Origin of the sequence: Streptomyces sp. NPDC001480 (genome assembly GCF_042894725.1) — a bacterium.
In the GTDB taxonomy this organism is placed as follows: Bacteria; Actinomycetota; Actinomycetes; order Streptomycetales; family Streptomycetaceae; genus Streptomyces.
In genome coordinates, this window is the sequence record NZ_JBIAVX010000008.1 from 190,854 (window position 1) to 209,263 (window position 18,410).

Here is an 18,410-nt window from a genome sequence, read left to right on the forward strand (position 1 = left end):
GTTGTACGTGCCGGGCATCACTTTCCCCGACAGCACACCCGGCGAGGCCTCAAATGCCGTCATCCGTCCCGCTCTTCCCTTATGTCCCATATGAACGGGCGTCCCCACGCCCCGATCACGGCGTCCCCACGCCAGGATCATGCGTCCCCACGCCCCGTAAGGGCGACCGCAAAGACGCTCCCCGCCCTCCGCGCGGTTGCGGAGGGCGGGGAGGAAAATCTTCGGACACCGAAGGGGGTCGGTTCAAGTGGTCCGGACCATGCCTCTGACCACACTTTTTTGCGCAGAACCTACGAATGGGCGCGCTCCCACCGCCGGTCTTCCGGCGGCCCCGGGGGGCTCACGAGAACTCCGCCGCCACCAGTTCGGCGATCTGCGCGGTGTTCAGCGCGGCACCTTTGCGCAGATTGTCCCCGCATACGAAGAGTTCGAGCGCGGTGGGATCGTCGAGCGCCCGCCGCACCCGTCCGACCCAGGTCGGATCGGTGCCCACCACGTCGGCGGGTGTGGGGAACTCCCCGGCGGCGGGGTTGTCACACAGCACGACACCGGGCGCCGTGGCGAGGATCTCCCGGGCGCCGTCGACGCTGACCTCGCCCTGGAAGCGGGCGTGGACGGTGAGGGAGTGCGTGGTGACGACCGGCACGCGCACACAGGTCACGGCGACGGGCAGCTTCGGCAGTCCGAGGATCTTGCGGGACTCGTCCCGCACCTTCATCTCCTCCGAGGACCAGCCGTCCTCCCGCAGCGATCCGGCCCACGGCACGACGTTGAGCGCGACCGGCTCCGGGAACGGCCCCGTGTCGTCCCCCACGGCCCGCCGCACGTCACCGGGGCTGGTCCCGAGCTCCGTGCCGGCGACCAGGGACAGCTGGGCTCGCAGCGTGTCCACGCCGGCCCGCCCGGCCCCGCTCACCGCCTGGTACGAGGACACCACCAGCTCGCGCAGCCCGAACTCGGCGTGCAGCGCGCCCAGGGCGACGATCATCGACAGGGTCGTGCAGTTGGGGTTGGCGATGATGCCGCGCGGGCGGACCCGGGTGGTGTGCGGATTGACCTCGGGGACGACCAGGGGCACGTCCGGGTCCATCCGGAAGGCGCCGGAGTTGTCCACGACGACGACACCGCGCGCGGCGGCGATCGGCGCCCACTGCGCGGAGACCTCGTCGGGGACGTCGAACATGGCGACGTCGACCCCGTCGAAGGCCTCCTCGGTGAGGGCGACCACCTCGACCTCCTCGCCGCGCACGGCCAGCTTGCGGCCGGCCGAGCGCGGGGAGGCGATCAGGCGGATCTCGCCCCAGACGTCGGCGCGCTCGGACAGGATCCGGAGCATGACCGTGCCGACGGCTCCGGTCGCTCCCACGACCGCGAGCGTCGGTCTGCGGGTCATCGCCCGGTGCCTCCGTAGACGACGGCCTCGTCGGTGTCGGAGTCGAGTCCGAAGGCGGAGTGCACGGCCCGCACGGCCTCCGGCACTTCGTCGGCGCGGGTGACGACCGAGATGCGGATCTCGGAGGTCGAGATCAGCTCGATGTTCACGCCCGCGTCGGACAGCGCCTCGAAGAAGGCGGCGGTGACGCCCGGGTTGGTCTTCATGCCCGCGCCGACCAGGGAGATCTTGCCGATCTGGTCGTCGTAGCGCAGCGAGTCGAAGCCGATGCCGGACTTGTTCTTCTCCAGCGCGTCGATGGCCTTGCGGCCCTCGGTCTTGGGCAGCGTGAAGGAGATGTCGGTCAGGCCGGTGGACGCGGCGGACACGTTCTGCACGACCATGTCGATGTTGACCGCGGCGTCCGCGATGGCACGGAAGATCGAGGCGGCCTCGCCCGGCTTGTCCGGCACGCCGACGACCGTGATCTTGGCCTCGGAGGTGTCGTGCGCGACACCGGAGATGATGGCCTGCTCCACCTTCTTGTCCCCTTGCTCGATCGGCTCGCTGCTGACCCACGTGCCCTGGAGCCCGCTGAAGCTGGACCGGACGTGGATCGGGATGTTGTAACGGCGGGCGTACTCCACACAGCGGTGGAGGAGCACCTTGGAACCGGAGGCCGCGAGCTCCAGCATGTCCTCGAAGGAGATCCAGTCGATCTTCTTCGCCTTCTTCACCACACGCGGGTCGGCGGTGAACACGCCGTCGACGTCGGTGTAGATCTCGCAGACCTCGGCGTCGAGCGCCGCCGCGAGGGCCACGGCCGTGGTGTCGGAGCCACCCCGGCCCAGGGTCGTGATGTCCTTCTTGTCCTGGCTGACACCCTGGAACCCGGCGACGATGGCGATGTTGCCCTCGTCCAGCGCGGTGCGGATGCGGCCCGGCGTGACGTCGATGATCCGGGCTTTGTTGTGGACCGAGTCGGTGATGACACCTGCCTGGCTGCCGGTGAACGACTGGGCCTCGTGACCCAGGTTTTTGATCGCCATGGCCAGCAGTGCCATGGAGATCCGCTCTCCGGCGGTCAGCAGCATGTCGAACTCGCGCCCGGCAGGCATCGGGGACACCTGCTCGGCGAGATCGATCAGCTCGTCCGTCGTGTCGCCCATCGCGGAAACCACGACAACCACCTGGTTGCCGTTCTTCTTGGCTTCCACGATCCGCTTGGCGACGCGCTTGATGCCCTCGGCATCGGCTACGGAGGAGCCTCCGTACTTCTGCACGACAAGGCCCACGTGCGCTCCTCGCTCCGGTGTGTATCGGTCGGCTCAGTCTATCGAGCGCCCGGATTTCCCCTCCGCGATATCGCATCGTGAGATCCCGGCCGCCCGTCCGGAACAGCACATGCCCAGCTCACGGGAGCCCACTCGGAAAGTGCCCGGGGTCACAGCGACCACCGGGCCCCTTGAAACCGGCGACTACGACCTGGCGTCGCGCATCCCCAGCGGGTCCCCGATCTCCTGGGCCATGACGCGGCCCGCCTCGAACTCCAGGGTCTCGTCGCCCATGGCGGGCTGGTCGGTGTCGAGGCCGTCGAGTTCTTCCAGGGGCTGGTTCAGCCGGACGTGGATGAGCACCGACTGGAGGGCGCGCAGCATGGCGGAGGCCGTGGGGCCCCAGTTGGAGAAGTAGGAGAACTGCCACCACCACAGGGCCTCCGTGGTGCGGCCGGCCCGGTAGTGGACCATGCCGTGGCGCAGGTCGGTGATGACGTCGGCCAGGTCGTCGGAGATCCGGGCCGGAACCGGCGCCTTGCGGGGCTCGTAGGGGTCGAAGACCTCCGAGTAGACGTCGATGGGGTCCAGGAGACGCGCCAGGTTCTCGCGGAGTCCGTCGACATCGGGTTCCGGGCCCGGGTCCGGCTCGTAGCGCTCGTCGGGGACGATGTCCTCGTGGGCGCCCAGCCGGCCGCCGGCCAGCAGGAGCTGGGAGACCTCCAGGAGGAGGAAGGGCACCGCCGAGTCCGGTTCGTCGCCCTTCGCCACCTCCGTGACTGCCACCAGGAAACTCTCCACCTGGTCCGCGATCTGGACCGCGAAGTCGTCCGGGTTCCGCGTCGAGTCGTGCAGCGTGGCGTCAGACATCTAGGAGTCGTCTCCCCTCGAAGGCGCGGCCGAGTGTGACCTCGTCCGCGTATTCCAGGTCGCCACCCACCGGGAGGCCGCTGGCCAGGCGGGTGACCTTCAGGCCCATGGGTTTGATCATTCGGGCGAGGTACGTGGCCGTGGCCTCGCCCTCCAGGTTCGGATCCGTGGCGAGGATCAGCTCCGTGACCGTCCCGTCGGCCAACCGCGCGAGAAGTTCCCGGATACGCAGGTCGTCGGGGCCGACGCCCTCGATCGGGCTGATCGCGCCGCCGAGCACGTGGTAGCGGCCGCGGAACTCGCGGGTGCGCTCGATCGCCACGACGTCCTTCGGCTCCTCCACCACACAGATGACGGCCGGGTCGCGGCGCGCGTCACGGCAGATGCCGCACAGCTCCTCCTGCGCGACATTGCCGCAGGTCGCGCAGAAGCGGACCTTCGCCTTCACCTCGAGGAGGGCCTGTGCGAGCCGCCGTACGTCCGTCGGCTCCGCCTGGAGGATGTGGAAGGCGATCCGCTGCGCGCTCTTGGGACCGACGCCGGGCAGGCGACCCAGCTCGTCGATGAGGTCCTGGACCACGCCTTCGTACAACGGACTGCCCTTCCTGGAGTCTTACGGTACGTACCGTAGTTGGCGGTGGCCGGTCTTAGAAAGGCAGGCCCGGAATGCCGGTGCCGCCGCCCAGCCCCTGGGCCAGCGGGCCCAACTTCTGCTGCTGCAACGCCTGCGCGTTCTCGTTGGCCGCCTGGACGGCCGCGACGATCAGATCGGCGAGGGTGTCGGTGTCCTCCGGGTCCACCGCCTTGGGATCGATCCGCAGCGCGCGCAGCTCGCCGGCGCCGGTCACCGTGGCCTTCACCAGGCCGCCGCCCGCCTGCCCGTCGACCTCCGTGGCCGCGAGTTCCTCCTGCGCCCGCGCCAGATCCTGCTGCATCTTCTGGGCCTGCTGGAGCAACTGCTGCATGTTGGGCTGGCCACCACCGGGAATCACGATCAGCTCCTGGTCTCGTCGTTTCCTCCGTTGTGCACGAGCCTACGTGGTCCACTCGGCCGTCGCCCCAGCACTCTTTCGAGTGACATATGCGGCAGCGCCATACCTGACCAAGGCCCTCTTACGGGCGGAAAACCGACCGAAGCGACACCCTCGCCACCCGTTGGGCGGTAGGAAGGGTCCGCACATCGACATGCGCTATCACACGGAGTGACGGGTCGGAATCGGTAGGGTCGGAATCAGTAGGGAGTGCCGGGTGGGTCAGCCGGAGATGCGGCCCGAGGGTCCGCCTCAGGACGGGCGGGGCGAGGGGGCGGCCGGGCTGCGGCCGGGCGATCTGACCGGGCGGCCGTTTCCGCTCGGGGACTGGGGCGAGCCGGCGGAGCGGCTCGACGAGCTGTACCGGTGGGTGGAACGGGGAGCACTGGACACCGCGGCCTGGTACCTCGCGGACCGGGTGTGGAAACGTCGCGGTGCGCGGGCACTGCGGGGCGGAGCGGCGGCCGGGGCGGTGTGCGGGGCCGCGCTGCCGCTGCTGGACCTCACCGGAGTGGCCGGCGGGGCCGCCGCGTGGGGGTACCTGGCGTTCGTGCTGGCGGTGGCGTGCGTGGCCGTGGACCGGTTCTTCGGGGTCACGTCCGGGTGGATGAGGGACGTGGCCACCGCGCAGGCCGTGCAGCGGCGGCTACAGGTGCTCCAGTTCGACTGGGCGTCGGAGAGCGTGCGGGAGGTGCTCGGTCCGACGGAGGGGACGGCCGGGGAGGCCGCGGAGCGGTGCCTCGGGGTGCTGCGGAGGTTCTCCGAGGACGTGACGGAGCTGGTGCGGGTGGAGACGGCGGACTGGATGGTGGAGTTCCGCACCGGGGCGGCACCGCTGGGGATCCAGACGGCGGTGGCTTCCGGGGCGCGACCGGAGACGGCCTCGCCCGCCGGCCGGTTCCCCCTCCCGCCGGGGCCGGCCCGCCCGAACATGCCCCGGCAACGGCCGCCGGAGCCGCGCTGATCCCTGCCGGAGCGCTGCGCGGGGCGACGGCCGGGGGTGGGGGTGCGCGACTCGGCGCTGCCGGGCGTTCGACGACCTCATTCCTTGGTGTACGTCAGGCTCTCCACGCTGCCCTGCATGTCGCGCCGCAGCCGGCCGTCCGAGAGCAGGGTGACCTCGCTGGCGACGCCCGGCTTGCACTCCGAACCCGGGCCCTCGGTGACGGTGGACGGCTCGATCTCCAACGGGCCGTCGGCGCCCGGCTGCTGGGCGAGCTTGGCCTCGAAGACGCAGTGGTACGTCCCGCCCTCCTTGGTGGGCCCGTCGGCGACCACCCTGAGGACCGTGTCCCCCACCTCGCCCTGCTGGAGGGTCAGTTCGCGGGTGTGGTGGCCGAGGGAGTTGTCGATCGTCCCCGACCACGTGCCCAGGTAGGCGGCCGGGATCGCGCCGTCCGACGGCGACGGGGTCGGGGACTCCGGCTCCGTGGTGGCCGGGGTGGGCCCCGGCGTGGTGGGTGCGCCGGTGGCGGTCGGGGACGGGCTGACCGTGCCCCCGCCGGTGTCGTCGCCGCCGTCCCGCATCAGCGCGTACACCGAGCCGCCCGCGGCGAGCGCGACGACCAGCGCGACCACGACGAGCAGCGCGCTGGACCGCCGGTTTCCCCGCGCGGGCTGCTGGGGCCCGAGGCCGATGGGCGGCGGGCCGTACGGCGGGGTCGAGCCGTAGCCGCCCGCGTACGGGTTGTACGGCGCCTGGGGGCCGGGCTGCTGCGGGTAGGCGTAGGCGGCGGGCTGCGGGTGCTGCTGGGGATAGCCGTACGCCGGGTGCGCCGGGGGCATGCCGGGCGGGGGCGTCTGCCCCTGACCGGCGACCATCGTGGGGAGGTGGTTCAGGGGCGTGCCGCCGCCCTGCTGACCCTGCGGGCGCGGATCCCCGGGCGGGGGCGGCGCGGAGGCGTCGTCGGAGGCGGGGGCGTGCTCGGGGGAGGCCGCGGGTGCGGCGGCGGGGGCCTGCGGGCGGTCCGGCATACGGTCCTGACCGGGCGCGCGGTCGGGCATGCGGTCGGGAACGGGGTCGGGCATCCGGTCTCCCCCGGGGGCGGCCGCCGGACCGGGTGCGGGAGCGGACGCCGCCGCCACCTCACCGGCCCCGCCGGATCCCCCGGTCCCGTTGACCCCTCCGGCTCCTCCAGCCCCCGAGGCCCCCTCCGGATCCTCCGTGTCCAGCAACCGCACCGCGTGCCGCCCCAGCTGGGCGACGAGCGCCCCCGGCAGCCAGGGGTCCCGGGAGCGGCCGTCGGCGACGGTGTCCTCCGCGCCCGTACGCGCCAGGATCGTGTCCAGCGTCGGACGTGCGGCGGGGTCCTTCTTCAGGCAGTCGCGGACGAGGTCGGCGATGCCCTCGGGCACGCCGTCGAGGTCGGGCTCCTCCTGGGCGATGCGGAACATCATCGCGTGCACACCGCTGTTGGAGGTCCCGAAGGGCAGCGCGCCGGTCGCCGCGTAGGCGAGGACCGAGCCGAGGCAGAAGACGTCGCAGGCGGGCGTGATCCGGTCGCCGCGCACCTGCTCGGGCGCCATGAACCCGGGCGAGCCGACCAGCGCGCCGGTGCGGGTGAGCCCGTCCCCGGCCAGGGTCTCCAGCGCCCGCGCGATACCGAAGTCGATGACCCGCGGCCCGTCGATGGTGACCAGCACGTTGGACGGCTTGAGGTCGCGGTGGACGATCCCGGCGGCGTGGATGTCCTGGAGCGCGTGTGCGAGCCCCGCCGCGAGGATCCGCACCGACCGCTCGGGCAGCGCCCCGTGATCGTGCCCGACGACCTGCTGGAGGCTGGGCCCGGCGACGTACCCGGTGGCCACCCAGGGCACGGCTGCCTCGGTGTCCGCGTCCAGCACGGGCGCCGTCCAGTGGCCGCCGACCCGGCGCGCGGCCTGCACCTCCTGCCGGAACCGCGCCCGGAACTCCTCCTGCGCGGCGAGCTCCTCGCGCACCAGCTTCACGGCGACGGTACGGCCCCGGTCCGACCGGGCGAGATACACCTGCCCCATGCCGCCCGCGCCCAGCCGCGCCAGCAGCCGATACGCCCCGATACGTTGCGGATCCCCCGGCACCAGCTTCTCCATCGCCGCGCCGCCTCCCCCGATAGGCCCGAAATCTGCGCGTGTGCAACAAACCGAGAATAGTGCGGCACTGATCCCCTTCGCAGCGAGCAGGGTCTACGGTTCCGTAACAGCTCTCGACACCCTGTCGCGGTTAGCCCCCGCCGAGGGAACAGGACGCCGATACCGGTCCCGCATCGCGGACATCTACGCTCACCGCCATGACCCCTCAGCCCAATCCTCAGGCCGGCGCCGCCGTGAAGGCCGCGGACCGTGCGCACGTGTTCCACTCCTGGTCCGCGCAGGAGCTCATCGACCCGCTCGCCGTCGCCGGCGCCGAGGGGTCGTACTTCTGGGACTACGACGGCAGGCGGTACCTGGACTTCAGCAGCGGGCTCGTCTTCACCAACATCGGCTACCAGCACCCCAAGGTCGTCGCCGCCATCCAGGAGCAGGCCGCGACGATGACGACCTTCGCGCCCGCGTTCGCCGTCGAGGCGCGCTCGGAGGCGGCCCGGCTGATCGCCGAGCGGACGCCCGGCGACCTGGACAGGATCTTCTTCACCAACGGCGGCGCCGACGCCGTCGAGCACGCGGTGCGCATGGCCCGGCTGCACACGGGCCGCCCGAAGGTGCTGTCGGCGTACCGCTCGTACCACGGCGGCACCCAGCAGGCGGTGAACATCACCGGTGACCCGCGCCGCTGGGCCTCCGACGGCGGCGCGGCCGGGGTCGTGCACTTCTGGGCGCCCTTCCTCTACCGCTCCCGGTTCTACGCCGAGACCGAGGAGCAGGAGTGCGCGCGGGCGCTGGAGCACCTGGAGACGACCATCGCCTTCGAGGGGCCGGGGACGATCGCCGCGATCATCCTGGAGACGATCCCGGGCACGGCCGGGATCATGGTCCCGCCGCCGGGGTATCTCGCCGGGGTGCGTGAGCTGTGCGACAAGTACGGGATCGTGTTCGTCCTGGACGAGGTCATGGCCGGGTTCGGGCGGACCGGCGAGTGGTTCGCGGCCGGGCTGCTGGACGTGGTGCCCGACCTGATGACCTTCGCCAAGGGCGTGAACTCCGGGTACGTGCCGCTCGGCGGCGTCGCAATCTCCGGGAGGATCGCGGAGACCTTCGCCAGGCGGCCCTACCCCGGCGGGCTCACCTACTCGGGGCACCCCCTCGCGTGCGCGGCGGCCGTCGCCACCATCAACGTGATGGAGGAGGAGGGCATCGTCGCGAACGCCGCCGCGCAGGGCGCGTCGGTGCTCGAACCGGGGCTGCGGGCGCTGGCCGAGCGGCACCCGAGCGTGGGCGAGGTGCGGGGCGTCGGCATGTTCTGGGCGCTCGAACTGGTGAAGAACCGCGAGACCCGGGAGCCGCTCGTGCCGTACAACGCGGCCGGGGAGGCCAACGCGCCCATGGCGGCGTTCGCCGCGGCGGCGAAGGAGCAGGGCCTGTGGCCCTTCGTGAACATGAACCGGACGCACGTGGTGCCGCCGTGCAACGCGAGCGAGGCCGAGCTGAAGGAGGGCCTCGCGGCACTCGACACCGCGCTGAGCGTGGCGGACGAGTACACGGAGTGACCTGAGTAGCGGTTGTCACAACTACGTACGTGAATGCTCCGAACGCGTAAGGTGGCGTGCTCGTATAGCTGAACGAGTAACCACCCGCACGCGTGAGGAGAGCTCCCCGACCATGCCCGGCACCGGCGCCGTGACCCGCAGCACCCTGCGACAGCAGATAGCGGACGCGCTACGCGACGAGGTGCTGGCCGGGCGGCTGCTGCCGGGGCGGGAGTTCACCGTGAAGGAGATAGCGGAGCAGTACGGGGTCTCCGCGACGCCGGTCCGCGAGGCGCTGGTCGACCTGTCCGCCCAGGGGGTCCTGGAGGCCGACCAGCACCGCGGCTTCCGGGTCCCCCGGTACACGGCGGCCGACCACCGGAACATGATCGAGGCCCGCAGTCTGGTCACCGACGGCATGTTCCAGGCCCTCGCCGACGGCCACGACGGCTTCCGGAACCCGGAGGACCCCCGCATGGCGGCCGCCTTCGCCGTGGTGCGCCGCCGCGGCGACGAGGCGCGACGCGCCGCCGCGGCCGGGGACCTCTCCGTGCTGATCGGCTACGACCTGCGCTTCTGGCGCGAGCTCAGCGCCATGTTCGGCAACCCCTACCTGGCGGACTTCCTGCACCGGCTGCGCGTGCAGTCCTGGGTGTGCACGGTGCAGCACCTGCGCCGCCTCACCGACCTGCGCGGCCACCTGTGGTCCCGGCACACCGAACTGGTCGACGCCCTGGCCCAGCGGGACGCCGCGACCGCCCGGTCGATCGTCGCCGCGTACAACGCGCACTCCCTGGCCCTGATAGAGCGCCGGACCGAGCGGCCGGTCGAGCGGCCGATCGAGCGGCCGGCCGGCGAATGAGCACCGGGGCATGGGTATGGGACGTGCACGAGGGGAGTCGACCGGGTACCGCACCGACTAGGCTTCCCTGTCCACACCGCCATGCTGTACGCGTGCTGATGCGAGGAGCCCTCTTTGGCTTGTGACCTGTGGCTGGTCCCGCTCGTCGATGTGTTGTGCCACACCCCTGACAACCCGTTCGCCGAGGAACTCGCGCAATACAACAAGGTGCTCACCGAGGCCGGGCTCCCACCAGTGCCCGTGTACCAGTACATGCCGGGCCTGTCCGGCGAGGTCGCCCCGGTGGCCGGCTTCGACTACGACGCACTGCATTTCCTGCGCCGCGTCTACCTGCTCCAGATGTGCGGGCTGCCGGTGACCCCGGTCGACGAACTGGGCGGGGACTACGAGCAGTTGCTGGAGATGTTCGAGTCGACGGCACAGCAGTCCCACCTGGTCTGGCACTACGACCACGCGGGCGCCTACGTCCCGGTGGACTTCCCGAACCCGCTCTCCAACGACGAGCTGCTGGCCGGCGGCGGACCGCTGGGCTCCGCGCAGACCCTGCTCAGGGAGCTGGAGTTCGTGGCCCCGTCGATCGGCATCGACCCGGCCAACCCGCCGGCGCCCCCGGAGCCGCCCCGGGCGCCGACCGAGCTGGAGGAACCGGCCGTCGCCGCCCCCTACGACCCCAGCCCGTTCGCGCGCGAGCGGCACGTCTGGCTGGGGCTGCACGCGGCGGCGACACGGAGCCTGGCGCAGGGCTCGATGATCGTGTTCAGCTGAACCGATCTCCGCCTACTCCCCGGTAGTTGAGGGGCTCGTGTCACGATCGGGACACGAGCCCCTCGTCTTGTTGTCCTTACGTCTTGACGTCACCTGGTTTCTCTGCGTTTCCTTCCTTGCACATCATCGGTTCCCGCATGATGCCCCCCACGGAAGGCACCGCTGTGTGCAGCACCCGTAGGCCCCCGGTACGCCGTATCGCCATGACCCTGACCGCCTCCGCCTCGGCCCTCACGCTCACCGCGTGCGGTGCCGTCGACGGCATCGGCGGGAGCGACGGCACCGCGACGCCCAAGAAGGGCGACGACATCACGGTGGGGCTGCTCCTGCCCGACAAGGACACGGCCCGTTTCGAGGCCTTCGACCACCCCATCTTCAAGAAGGAGGTCGCCTCCCTCACCCACGGCAAGGGCACGGTCGACTACGCCAACGCCGAGGCGAGCCAGGCCGGACAGAGCCGGCAGTTCCAGGAGATGGTGTCCAAGAAGGTCGACATCATCGTGGTGGACGCGCTGGACTCCAGGGCCATCGCGCCGGACATCCGGAAGGCGAAGGCCGCCGGCATCCCCGTCATCGCCTACGACCGGCTCGCGCAGGGCCCGATCGACGCGTACGTCTCGCACGACAACGAGCTCGTCGGCGAGGTCCAGGGCCGCGCCATCCTCGAAGCCCTCGGCAGCAAGGCGGCGACCAGCCAGGTCGTCATGATGAACGGCGACCCCGCGGACCCGAACACCGGGAAGTTCAAGGAAGGCGCCCTCAGCGAGCTCAAGGACAAGGTCCGGATCGCCAAGGCGTACGACACGGCCAAGTGGTCGCCGGACGTCGCCAAGGCGAACATGCGGAAGGCGATCCAGGCCCTCGGCCTCGGTGACATCGCCGCCGTCTACTCGGCCAACGACGGTATGGCGGGCGCCGCGATCGAGGCGCTGAAGGAGGCGGGCGCCACCAGGATCCCGCCGGTGACCGGGCAGGACGCGAACCTGGACGCGGTGCAGCGGGTCATCTCCGGAGAGCAGTACATGACGGTGTACAAGCCGTTCCTGGAGGAGGCCACCAACGCGGCGGAGATGGCGGTGTACAAGGTCCAGGGCCACGACATCCAGTTCGACGCGCTGACCCGGGACACGGTGAACAGCCCCACCACCAAGAAGATCCCCGCCGCCCTGGTGCCGGTGGTCTCCCTCACCAGGAAGAACATCAAGGACACGGTGATCGCGGACGGCGTCTACACCGTCAAGCAGCTCTGCACCCCGAAATACGCCTCGGACTGCGCCGCCATCGGTCTGAAGTAGCCGCCCGCCCCCGTCCACCGGCCGGCCGTCTAGAACACCGGCGTACCGTCCTGGGTGAGCTTCCAGTCGACGGCCGCGAAGTCCTTCGGGTCGAGGGTCTTCTTCGCCGTCACGTAGTCGATCATCAGCTGGCGGATCTCGTTCGTGGAGCTGTAGGCGATCTCCGCGGACGCGATGTGCGGGTACCCCGAACCGCCGTTGGCCCGGTAGTTGTTGACGGCGACGACGAAGACCTGGTCGTCGGCGACCGGCGCGCCGCCGTACGTCAGGTTCCTGATCCGCGAGCCCTCCGCCTGCGCGATGTCGATCTCGTAGTCGACGCCCGCCGCGGTGTCGTACATGTAGTCCCAGAAGCTGTTGGCGCCCGTGAGGGTGGCGGTGTCGACCTTCGTGCCGCTCGGGACCTGGTGGTAGTACTTCGCCGCGTACTCCAGGTAGTCCTTCAGCTGGGCGCCGGTCAGCTTCTTGCCGTACAGGGTGTTGTCGTAGATGTAGAGCCCGGCGATGTCCTTGATGGTCACGTTCCCGGCGGGGATGTCCGCCGTGCGGCTGAACGGCGCGGCGACCGAGATCAGCGGGAGGGCCGCGTCCGCCGCGGACAGGCCCGCCTTCACCGTGTCCGCCTGCACCTTGTGGATGAAGTCCATGATGGGCACGTCCTTCCAGCAGGACTCCGCCGCCGAGAGGTCCTCGGTACAGGTGCCCACCGCCGTGTTGACGTACTTCACGACCAGCTCGTGGTCGGCCGCGAGGAGCTTCTTGATCTCCGGGTCCTCGTCCACGGTGTTCGGGTTGAGGGTCTGGGCGGTCTTGCCCGTCACCTTCCACTGCCCGTCGCGCAGTTCGAGCTCGAAGTCGAAGACGCTGAGGCGGTAGCCCCAGCAGTACGGCTCGGAGAGGAGGACGTCCTCGCCGGTCTGCTCGTTCTTCACGGTGTAGGACGGGACCTCGACGTGGGTGTGGCCGACGAGGATCGCGTCGATGCCGGGGACCTGCTCGGCGACCAGGTTCGACGCGTTCTCGACGTACGGCAGTTCGTCGCCGTACGAGGAGGAGCCGTCGAGGCCGGAGTGGTCGGTGAGGAAGACGACGTCGCAGCCCAGCGCCCGCAGCCGGGGCACGTACTTCTTCGCCTGCTCCACCAGCCCGGGGAACACCATCTTCCCGCTGACGTTGTCCTTGTCCCAGATGGCGATGCCGGGGTTGGTGAGGCCGAGGATGCCGACCTTGATGTCGGGGGCGCCGGGGACGCGGATCTTCTTCACGGTGTACGGGGCGAACGCCGGGCGCAGGGTCTTCGCGTCCAGCGCGTTCGCGCCGAGCAGCGGGAAGCGGCACTGCTTCTCGAACCTGCGCAGCACGTCGATGCCGTAGTTGAACTCGTGGTTGCCGAGCGCGGCGGCGTCGTAGCGCATGTGGTTCATGGCGACGGCCATCGGGTGCTTGGGGCCGTGCTTGCCGTCGGTGCCGGTGATCGGATCGACGCGCGCGAAGTAGTAGGCGAGGGAGGTGCCCTGGATGATGTCACCGGCGTCGACCAGCAGCACCCGGTGCTCGCCCTTCGCCTCCCGCTGCTGCTTGATGAGGGTGGCGACCCGGGCCACGCCCACGGAGTTGCCGGCCTTGTCGCTGTAGGCCGCGTCCTTGTAGTAGTCCCAGTCGAAGACGTGGCTGTGCAGGTCGGTGGTGCCCAGGATGGAGAACGTCCAGGTGCGGGGCTTGGGTTCGGGCCTGTGCCCGGACTTCTGCCCGGCGGCCTCGGCGGTGCCGGTGCCGACCGCTCCCGCGACGGCGACCGCCGCGCCTGTGACGGCCGACTTCTGCACGAACTCACGGCGGTTCATGGGACTGACGGGCATTCGGGGCTCCTGGAGCTGAGGAGGGTGGAGGGATGGCAACTACCCGCGTAGATGCTTGCCTCGGCCACTTCCGCGCGGAACCACGAACAGCCCAAGGGCCGGTCAAGGATGCTCATGTCCATGACCGGCCCAAGAGGGAACCGCGTCCTACAGGAACGAGTTGATCTCGATCGTCTCGTCACGGCCCGGACCGACGCCGATCGCGGAGATCGGGGCGCCGGACATCTCCTCCAGCGCCTTGACGTAGTTCTGGGCGTTCTTCGGCAGGTCGGAGAAGGACTTCGCCTTGGTGATGTCCTCGGACCAGCCCGGCAGGGTCTCGTAGACCGGCTTGGCGTGGTGGAAGTCGGTCTGCGAGTAAGGCAGCTCCTCCACCCGCTTGCCGTCGATCTCGTACGCCACGCAGACCGGGATCTGCTCCCAGCCGGTCAGCACGTCCAGCTTGGTGAGGAAGAAGTCGGTCAGACCGTTCACACGGGTCGCGTACCGCGCGATCACCGCGTCGAACCAGCCGCAACGCCGGTCACGGCCGGTCGTCACGCCCCGCTCACCGCCGATGCGGCGCAGAGCCTCGCCGTCCTCGTCGAACAGCTCGGTCGGGAAGGGCCCGGCACCGACGCGCGTGGTGTACGCCTTGAGGATGCCGATCACCCGGCTGATCTTCGTCGGGCCGACACCGGCACCGGTGCAGGCGCCGCCGGCGGTGGGGTTGCTGGAAGTGACGAACGGGTACGTGCCGTGGTCGATGTCCAGCAGCGTGCCCTGGCCGCCCTCGAAGAGGACGACCTTGTTCTCCTCCAGGGCCTGGTTCAGGACCAGCACCGTGTCGGAGACGTACGGCGCGAGCTTGTCGGCGTAGCCCAGCAGCTCCTCGACCACCTGCTCGACGGCGATCGCGCGCCGGTTGTAGAGCTTGGTCAGGACCTGGTTCTTGACGTCGAGGGCCGCCTCGACCTTCTGCGTCAGGATCGACTCGTCGTACAGGTCCTGCACCCGGATGCCGACACGGTTGATCTTGTCCGCGTACGTCGGCCCGATGCCACGCCCCGTGGTCCCGATCTTCCTCTTCCCGAGGAAGCGCTCCGTCACCTTGTCGACGGTGACGTTGTAGGGCGTGATGATGTGCGCGTTACCGCTGATGAGGAGCTTGGACGTGTCGACGCCTCGCTCGTTCAGACCGCTCAGCTCGGAGAGCAGGACCGACGGGTCGACGACGACGCCGTTACCGATGACCGGCGTACAACCGGGCGAGAGGATTCCGGAAGGGAGAAGGTGGAGTGCGTACTTCTGGTCGCCGACGACCACCGTGTGGCCGGCGTTGTTGCCGCCCTGGTAGCGCACTACATAGTCCACCGAGCCACCGAGCAGGTCGGTCGCCTTTCCCTTGCCTTCGTCACCCCACTGAGCACCGAGCAGCACAAGTGCGGGCACGCGCGTACACCCCTTCCGGGCGGGGCATGTCCAAGGTCAGGGGCGTACGCGTAGGCTTCACCGCCGCGTACCACCGCGACCGTCGTTGGTCGCACAACCGTCGGACCGGATGCCCCGGAATAGACGAAGCCCCTGGCGCAATAGCGCAAGGGGCTCTTGCACAAAGATGCTACCCGAGGAAGCGAGGCAGGACCGAGGTGGCGACTTTCGCGACGTCCGATCAGCTGCTGGTGATCATCGATCCCGTCGCCCGGCAGGCGGACGGGGAGGCGGTACGGATCGCGAAAGACGTGCTCAGCGCGGGTGCGGCCACGAAGGTGTGCCTGCCGGACGACCCCGAGGAATTCGCCCGGGCACTCACCCGGCGGGGCTCGCGACGGCCGGTGGTCGTGGGCGACGACCGGGCGCTGGTCCGGGCGGTGACCCTGCTGCACCGGCAGCGGGAGCTGGCCGGGTGCGTGCTGTCGATGGTGCCCGTAGGGGGCTCCCTCGCCCTGGCGGAGACGCTGGGCGTGCCGACGGGGGCCGTGGCGGCGGCCCGTACGGTGCTGGACGGGGTGGAGCGGCGCATGGACCTGCTGGTCGACGAGAGCGACGGGGTGGTGCTGGGCGCGCTGCGCATCCCGCCGGTCCCCGTACGGGAGGCCGAGACGGTGGGGCCGGCGGCGTCGGTGGCATCGGCTGCCGGAGGCCCGTGGCTGCGCACCCGCTACCGCTCCCTCGTACGCACCCTGGCGGCCCGCCCCACCCGCCTCACCACCACCGTCCCCGGCCCCGGCCCGTCCCGGCTGCGGGTGGAGGTCGACGGGGAGACGGTCATCGGCCTGGAGCAGCCGGTGCAGGCGGTGTCGGTGACCGCGGGCGCCTCCGGCGTGGCCGACGTGGAGGTGCGTCCGGCCTCGGTGGGCGCGGAGGCGTCCCCCCTGCTGGCGTCCGGCCGCACGGTGACCGTGACCGGCGCGGACTTCCGCTACCGCGCGGACACGGGGGTGGCGGGGCCGGTGCGGAGGCGGACTTGGCGGGTGGTGGAGGGGGCTTGGGGGCTTACGGTGCCGTCAACGTGAGCCGGGCGCCTGGAAGCCGGTGGTGTCGAGCGGGCAGTCGAAGGGCTCGGGGATGTGGAGCTTCTCGCCGAAGGGCTTGGTGAGCACGGAGACAGGACGATGTTCCCCTTGATGATCTCGGCCTTGTAGCCGACGGGCTCGACCAGCTCATCGAGGTCGTCCAGCAACGCCTGGAAGCCTAGGGCGTCGGTGTCGGTATCGGTGTCGGTATCGGTGTCGGTATCGGTGTCGGTGTCGGTATCGGTATCGGTGTCGGTATCGGTGTCGGTATCGGTGTCGGTATCGGTATCGGTGTCGGTGTCGGTATCGGTCTCGCTTGTCGACGGTCGCTCTTTCATCAACGTCATGATGCACCCTGAGTCACCTCACCTGCACGCTCAGTCCCTCCAGCCCCCGGATCACGAAGTTCGGCTTCCGCTTCGGCTCGGCGGCTGGCCGCAGGGTCGGGGCCTGCTCCAGCAGGGCCGCCATCGAGGCGGCGAGCTCGATACGGGCGAGGGGTGCGCCGATGCAGTAATGGATGCCCGCGCTGAAGGAGATGTGCGGGTTGTCCTTCCGGGTCAGGTCCAGCCGCTCGGGGTCGGCGAAGACGGCCGGGTCGTGGTTGGCGGACCCGAAGAGCATGGCGATCTCCGAACCTCTGGGGATCACCGTGCCGTCGATCTCGATCTCGTCCAGGACCCAGCGTTCGAAGAGCTGGAGCGGGGTGTCATAGCGCATGAGCTCCTCGATCGCGGAGGGGATCAGGGAGTGGTCGGCGCGCAGGGCGGCCAGCTGGTCAGGGTTGCGGAACAGGGCCCACCAGCCGTTCACGGTGGCGTTGACGGTGGCCTCATGACCCGCGTTGAGGAGAAGCACGGCCGTCGAGATCATCTCCTGCTCGGTCAGCCGGTCACCCTCGTCGTGCGCGGCGATCAGACCGGAGATGAGGTCGTCACCCGGCTCCTTGCGACGGGCGGCGATCAGCTCGCGGAGATACTCGGAGAACTCGACCGAGGCGCGCACGGCCTTCGCCGCCGTGTCCTCCGAGGGGTTCAGCTCGTACATCCCGCAGATGTCCGCCGACCAGGGCCGCAGGGGGGCCCGGTCGGACTCCGGGATGCCCAGCATCTCGGCGATCACGGCGACCGGCAGCGGCTCGGCCACGTCCGTCAGCAGATCGCCGCCGCCCGCGTCGACCAGGGCGGCCACGAGGTCGTTCGCCAGGTTCTGGACGTACGGCTTCAGCGCCTCCACCGTGCGCGGCGTGAACGCCTTCGACACCAGACGCCGGATCCGGGTGTGGTCCGGCGGTTCGAGGTCGAGCATGCCGTGGTCGTTCAGGACGTGGAACGGCTCGTGCTCCGGCGGGGGCGCGGTGCGGCCGAACTCCTCGTGGGTGAACCGGTGCTGATACGTCCGCCCCAGCCGGCGATCCCGCAGCAGCGCCGACACGTCCGCGTGATGCGGAACCAGCCACTGGTCGGTGGGCCCGTAGTGGATCGCCCGGCCCCTCTCCCGCAGCTCGGCGTAGGCCGGGTACGGGTCGGCCACGAACGCCGGGTTCCAGGGGTCGAACGCGAGGTCATCAGCAGCTGCCATGAACGGACGCTAGCCCGGCGGCGGTGCTGCTGACCAGGGGGTTGGAGGGGTGGTTGCGATGGGCGCCGGTTGGGTTGTGACCGTGGGGCCGCCCGCTTCTTTGGCATTGTCGTGCCTCCGCGACCCGAGTAAAGGGCGCTGCGTTCCGCTGCGCTGCACTCCGCGTCGCCTGCGGCGATCGGCCTTGCGGCCGACCCTTGACTCGGCTCGCTCCACCACGAGGAAGAAGCGAGCGGGCAGCCCAGGGAAAGCGGGGGCCCGGGTGGGCGTCCCTTGCGTGGGCTGGGTAGCGGGGCGGGGTTGGGGGGCGCGGTCGCGCCTCGCCTGCACGCCGGGTTGGCTTGGCGACGATCGGTGGGTGGGATGTGAGGGTGCGCGCCGGGTGGGGGGCGGCACGCCGGG

15 protein-coding genes are annotated in these 18,410 nt (G+C 70.4%); 6 read left to right on the top strand and 9 right to left on the bottom strand.

All coding sequences use genetic code 11. The features are described 5' to 3' along the window. Nucleotides 1-340: 340 nt before the first annotated feature. The 5 genes from ACFY01_RS21235 to ACFY01_RS21255 form a co-directional block, all read right to left on the bottom strand. Nucleotides 341-1,393, bottom strand: a complete 1,053-nt coding sequence (locus ACFY01_RS21235; protein ID WP_390737260.1) for an aspartate-semialdehyde dehydrogenase — start codon at nt 1,391-1,393, stop codon at nt 341-343. Next, nucleotides 1,390-2,667, bottom strand: a complete 1,278-nt coding sequence (locus ACFY01_RS21240; protein WP_390737261.1) for an aspartate kinase — start codon at nt 2,665-2,667, stop codon at nt 1,390-1,392. Before ACFY01_RS21240 ends, ACFY01_RS21235 begins: the two co-directional genes overlap by 4 nt. A gap of 183 nt (nt 2,668-2,850) precedes the next feature. Next, nucleotides 2,851-3,516, bottom strand: coding sequence for a DUF5063 domain-containing protein (locus tag ACFY01_RS21245; RefSeq protein WP_390737262.1), 666 nt, complete (start codon nt 3,514-3,516; stop codon nt 2,851-2,853). After that, entirely contained in the window at nt 3,509-4,108 is a 600-nt protein-coding gene (gene recR, locus ACFY01_RS21250; protein WP_132856910.1) for a recombination mediator RecR, read from the bottom strand. Before recR ends, ACFY01_RS21245 begins: the two co-directional genes overlap by 8 nt. A gap of 55 nt (nt 4,109-4,163) precedes the next feature. Next, the gene (locus tag ACFY01_RS21255; protein ID WP_390737263.1) at nt 4,164-4,508 is read right to left on the bottom strand and encodes a YbaB/EbfC family nucleoid-associated protein; all 345 of its coding nucleotides are present in this window, start codon (nt 4,506-4,508) and stop codon (nt 4,164-4,166) included. 256 nt (nt 4,509-4,764) lie between these two features. On the opposite strand from ACFY01_RS21255, the gene ACFY01_RS21260 reads away from it, so the two are divergent. Then, nucleotides 4,765-5,511 carry an SLATT domain-containing protein gene (locus tag ACFY01_RS21260; protein WP_390737264.1) on the top strand — a complete coding sequence of 249 codons (747 nt, stop codon included), beginning with the start codon at nt 4,765-4,767 and terminating at the stop codon, nt 5,509-5,511. Between the two features lie 77 nt (nt 5,512-5,588). Here the strand turns inward: ACFY01_RS21260 and ACFY01_RS21265 are convergent, their stop codons facing one another. Continuing rightward, entirely contained in the window at nt 5,589-7,619 is a 2,031-nt protein-coding gene (locus ACFY01_RS21265; RefSeq protein ID WP_390737265.1) for a protein kinase, read from the bottom strand. Nucleotides 7,620-7,816: 197 nt separating this feature from the next. Here ACFY01_RS21265 and ACFY01_RS21270 point away from each other — a divergent pair, with 197 nt between their 5' ends. From ACFY01_RS21270 to ACFY01_RS21285, 4 genes are all read left to right on the top strand, one after another. Beyond that, on the top strand, nt 7,817-9,172 hold the full coding sequence (locus tag ACFY01_RS21270) for an aspartate aminotransferase family protein (protein ID WP_390737266.1): 1,356 nt from the start codon (nt 7,817-7,819) through the stop codon (nt 9,170-9,172). Between the two features lie 112 nt (nt 9,173-9,284). Next, complete coding sequence (locus tag ACFY01_RS21275; RefSeq protein WP_390737267.1) at nt 9,285-10,013, top strand: GntR family transcriptional regulator; 729 nt, start codon at nt 9,285-9,287, stop codon at nt 10,011-10,013. A 114-nt stretch (nt 10,014-10,127) separates the two neighbouring features. Continuing rightward, nucleotides 10,128-10,778 (top strand): hypothetical protein, encoded by a 651-nt coding sequence (locus tag ACFY01_RS21280; protein ID WP_390737268.1) that lies wholly within the window; start codon nt 10,128-10,130, stop codon nt 10,776-10,778. Between the two features lie 203 nt (nt 10,779-10,981). Beyond that, the gene (locus tag ACFY01_RS21285) at nt 10,982-12,073 is read left to right on the top strand and encodes a sugar ABC transporter substrate-binding protein (protein WP_390737269.1); all 1,092 of its coding nucleotides are present in this window, start codon (nt 10,982-10,984) and stop codon (nt 12,071-12,073) included. Between the two features lie 29 nt (nt 12,074-12,102). Here ACFY01_RS21285 and ACFY01_RS21290 read toward each other — a convergent pair whose 3' ends face one another. After that, a complete protein-coding gene (locus tag ACFY01_RS21290; RefSeq protein WP_390737270.1) occupies nt 12,103-13,932 on the bottom strand; it encodes a bifunctional metallophosphatase/5'-nucleotidase in 1,830 nt (609 codons plus the stop codon). A 147-nt stretch (nt 13,933-14,079) separates the two neighbouring features. Continuing rightward, nucleotides 14,080-15,363 (bottom strand): adenylosuccinate synthase, encoded by a 1,284-nt coding sequence (locus tag ACFY01_RS21295; RefSeq protein ID WP_390737271.1) that lies wholly within the window; start codon nt 15,361-15,363, stop codon nt 14,080-14,082. A 197-nt stretch (nt 15,364-15,560) separates the two neighbouring features. Here ACFY01_RS21295 and ACFY01_RS21300 point away from each other — a divergent pair, with 197 nt between their 5' ends. Further along, nucleotides 15,561-16,427 (top strand): diacylglycerol kinase, encoded by an 867-nt coding sequence (locus ACFY01_RS21300; RefSeq protein ID WP_390737272.1) that lies wholly within the window; start codon nt 15,561-15,563, stop codon nt 16,425-16,427. Between the two features lie 360 nt (nt 16,428-16,787). Here the strand turns inward: ACFY01_RS21300 and ACFY01_RS21305 are convergent, their stop codons facing one another. Then, nucleotides 16,788-18,008, bottom strand: a complete 1,221-nt coding sequence (locus ACFY01_RS21305; protein WP_390737273.1) for a cytochrome P450 — start codon at nt 18,006-18,008, stop codon at nt 16,788-16,790. Nucleotides 18,009-18,410: the final 402 nt, after the last annotated feature.

What these genes read in the sequence shown, in the direction of transcription:
- ACFY01_RS21235 (WP_390737260.1), bottom strand. Translation starts at nt 1,393, where the DNA reads ATGACCCGCAGACCGACGCTCGCGGTCGTGGGAGCGACCGGAGCCGTC.
- ACFY01_RS21245 (WP_390737262.1), bottom strand. Translation starts at nt 3,516, where the DNA reads ATGTCTGACGCCACGCTGCACGACTCGACGCGGAACCCGGACGACTTC.
- ACFY01_RS21265 (WP_390737265.1), bottom strand. Translation starts at nt 7,619, where the DNA reads ATGGAGAAGCTGGTGCCGGGGGATCCGCAACGTATCGGGGCGTATCGG.
- ACFY01_RS21270 (WP_390737266.1), top strand. Translation starts at nt 7,817, where the DNA reads ATGACCCCTCAGCCCAATCCTCAGGCCGGCGCCGCCGTGAAGGCCGCG.
- ACFY01_RS21275 (WP_390737267.1), top strand. Translation starts at nt 9,285, where the DNA reads ATGCCCGGCACCGGCGCCGTGACCCGCAGCACCCTGCGACAGCAGATA.
- ACFY01_RS21285 (WP_390737269.1), top strand. Translation starts at nt 10,982, where the DNA reads ATGACCCTGACCGCCTCCGCCTCGGCCCTCACGCTCACCGCGTGCGGT.
- ACFY01_RS21290 (WP_390737270.1), bottom strand. Translation starts at nt 13,932, where the DNA reads ATGCCCGTCAGTCCCATGAACCGCCGTGAGTTCGTGCAGAAGTCGGCC.
- ACFY01_RS21305 (WP_390737273.1), bottom strand. Translation starts at nt 18,008, where the DNA reads ATGGCAGCTGCTGATGACCTCGCGTTCGACCCCTGGAACCCGGCGTTC.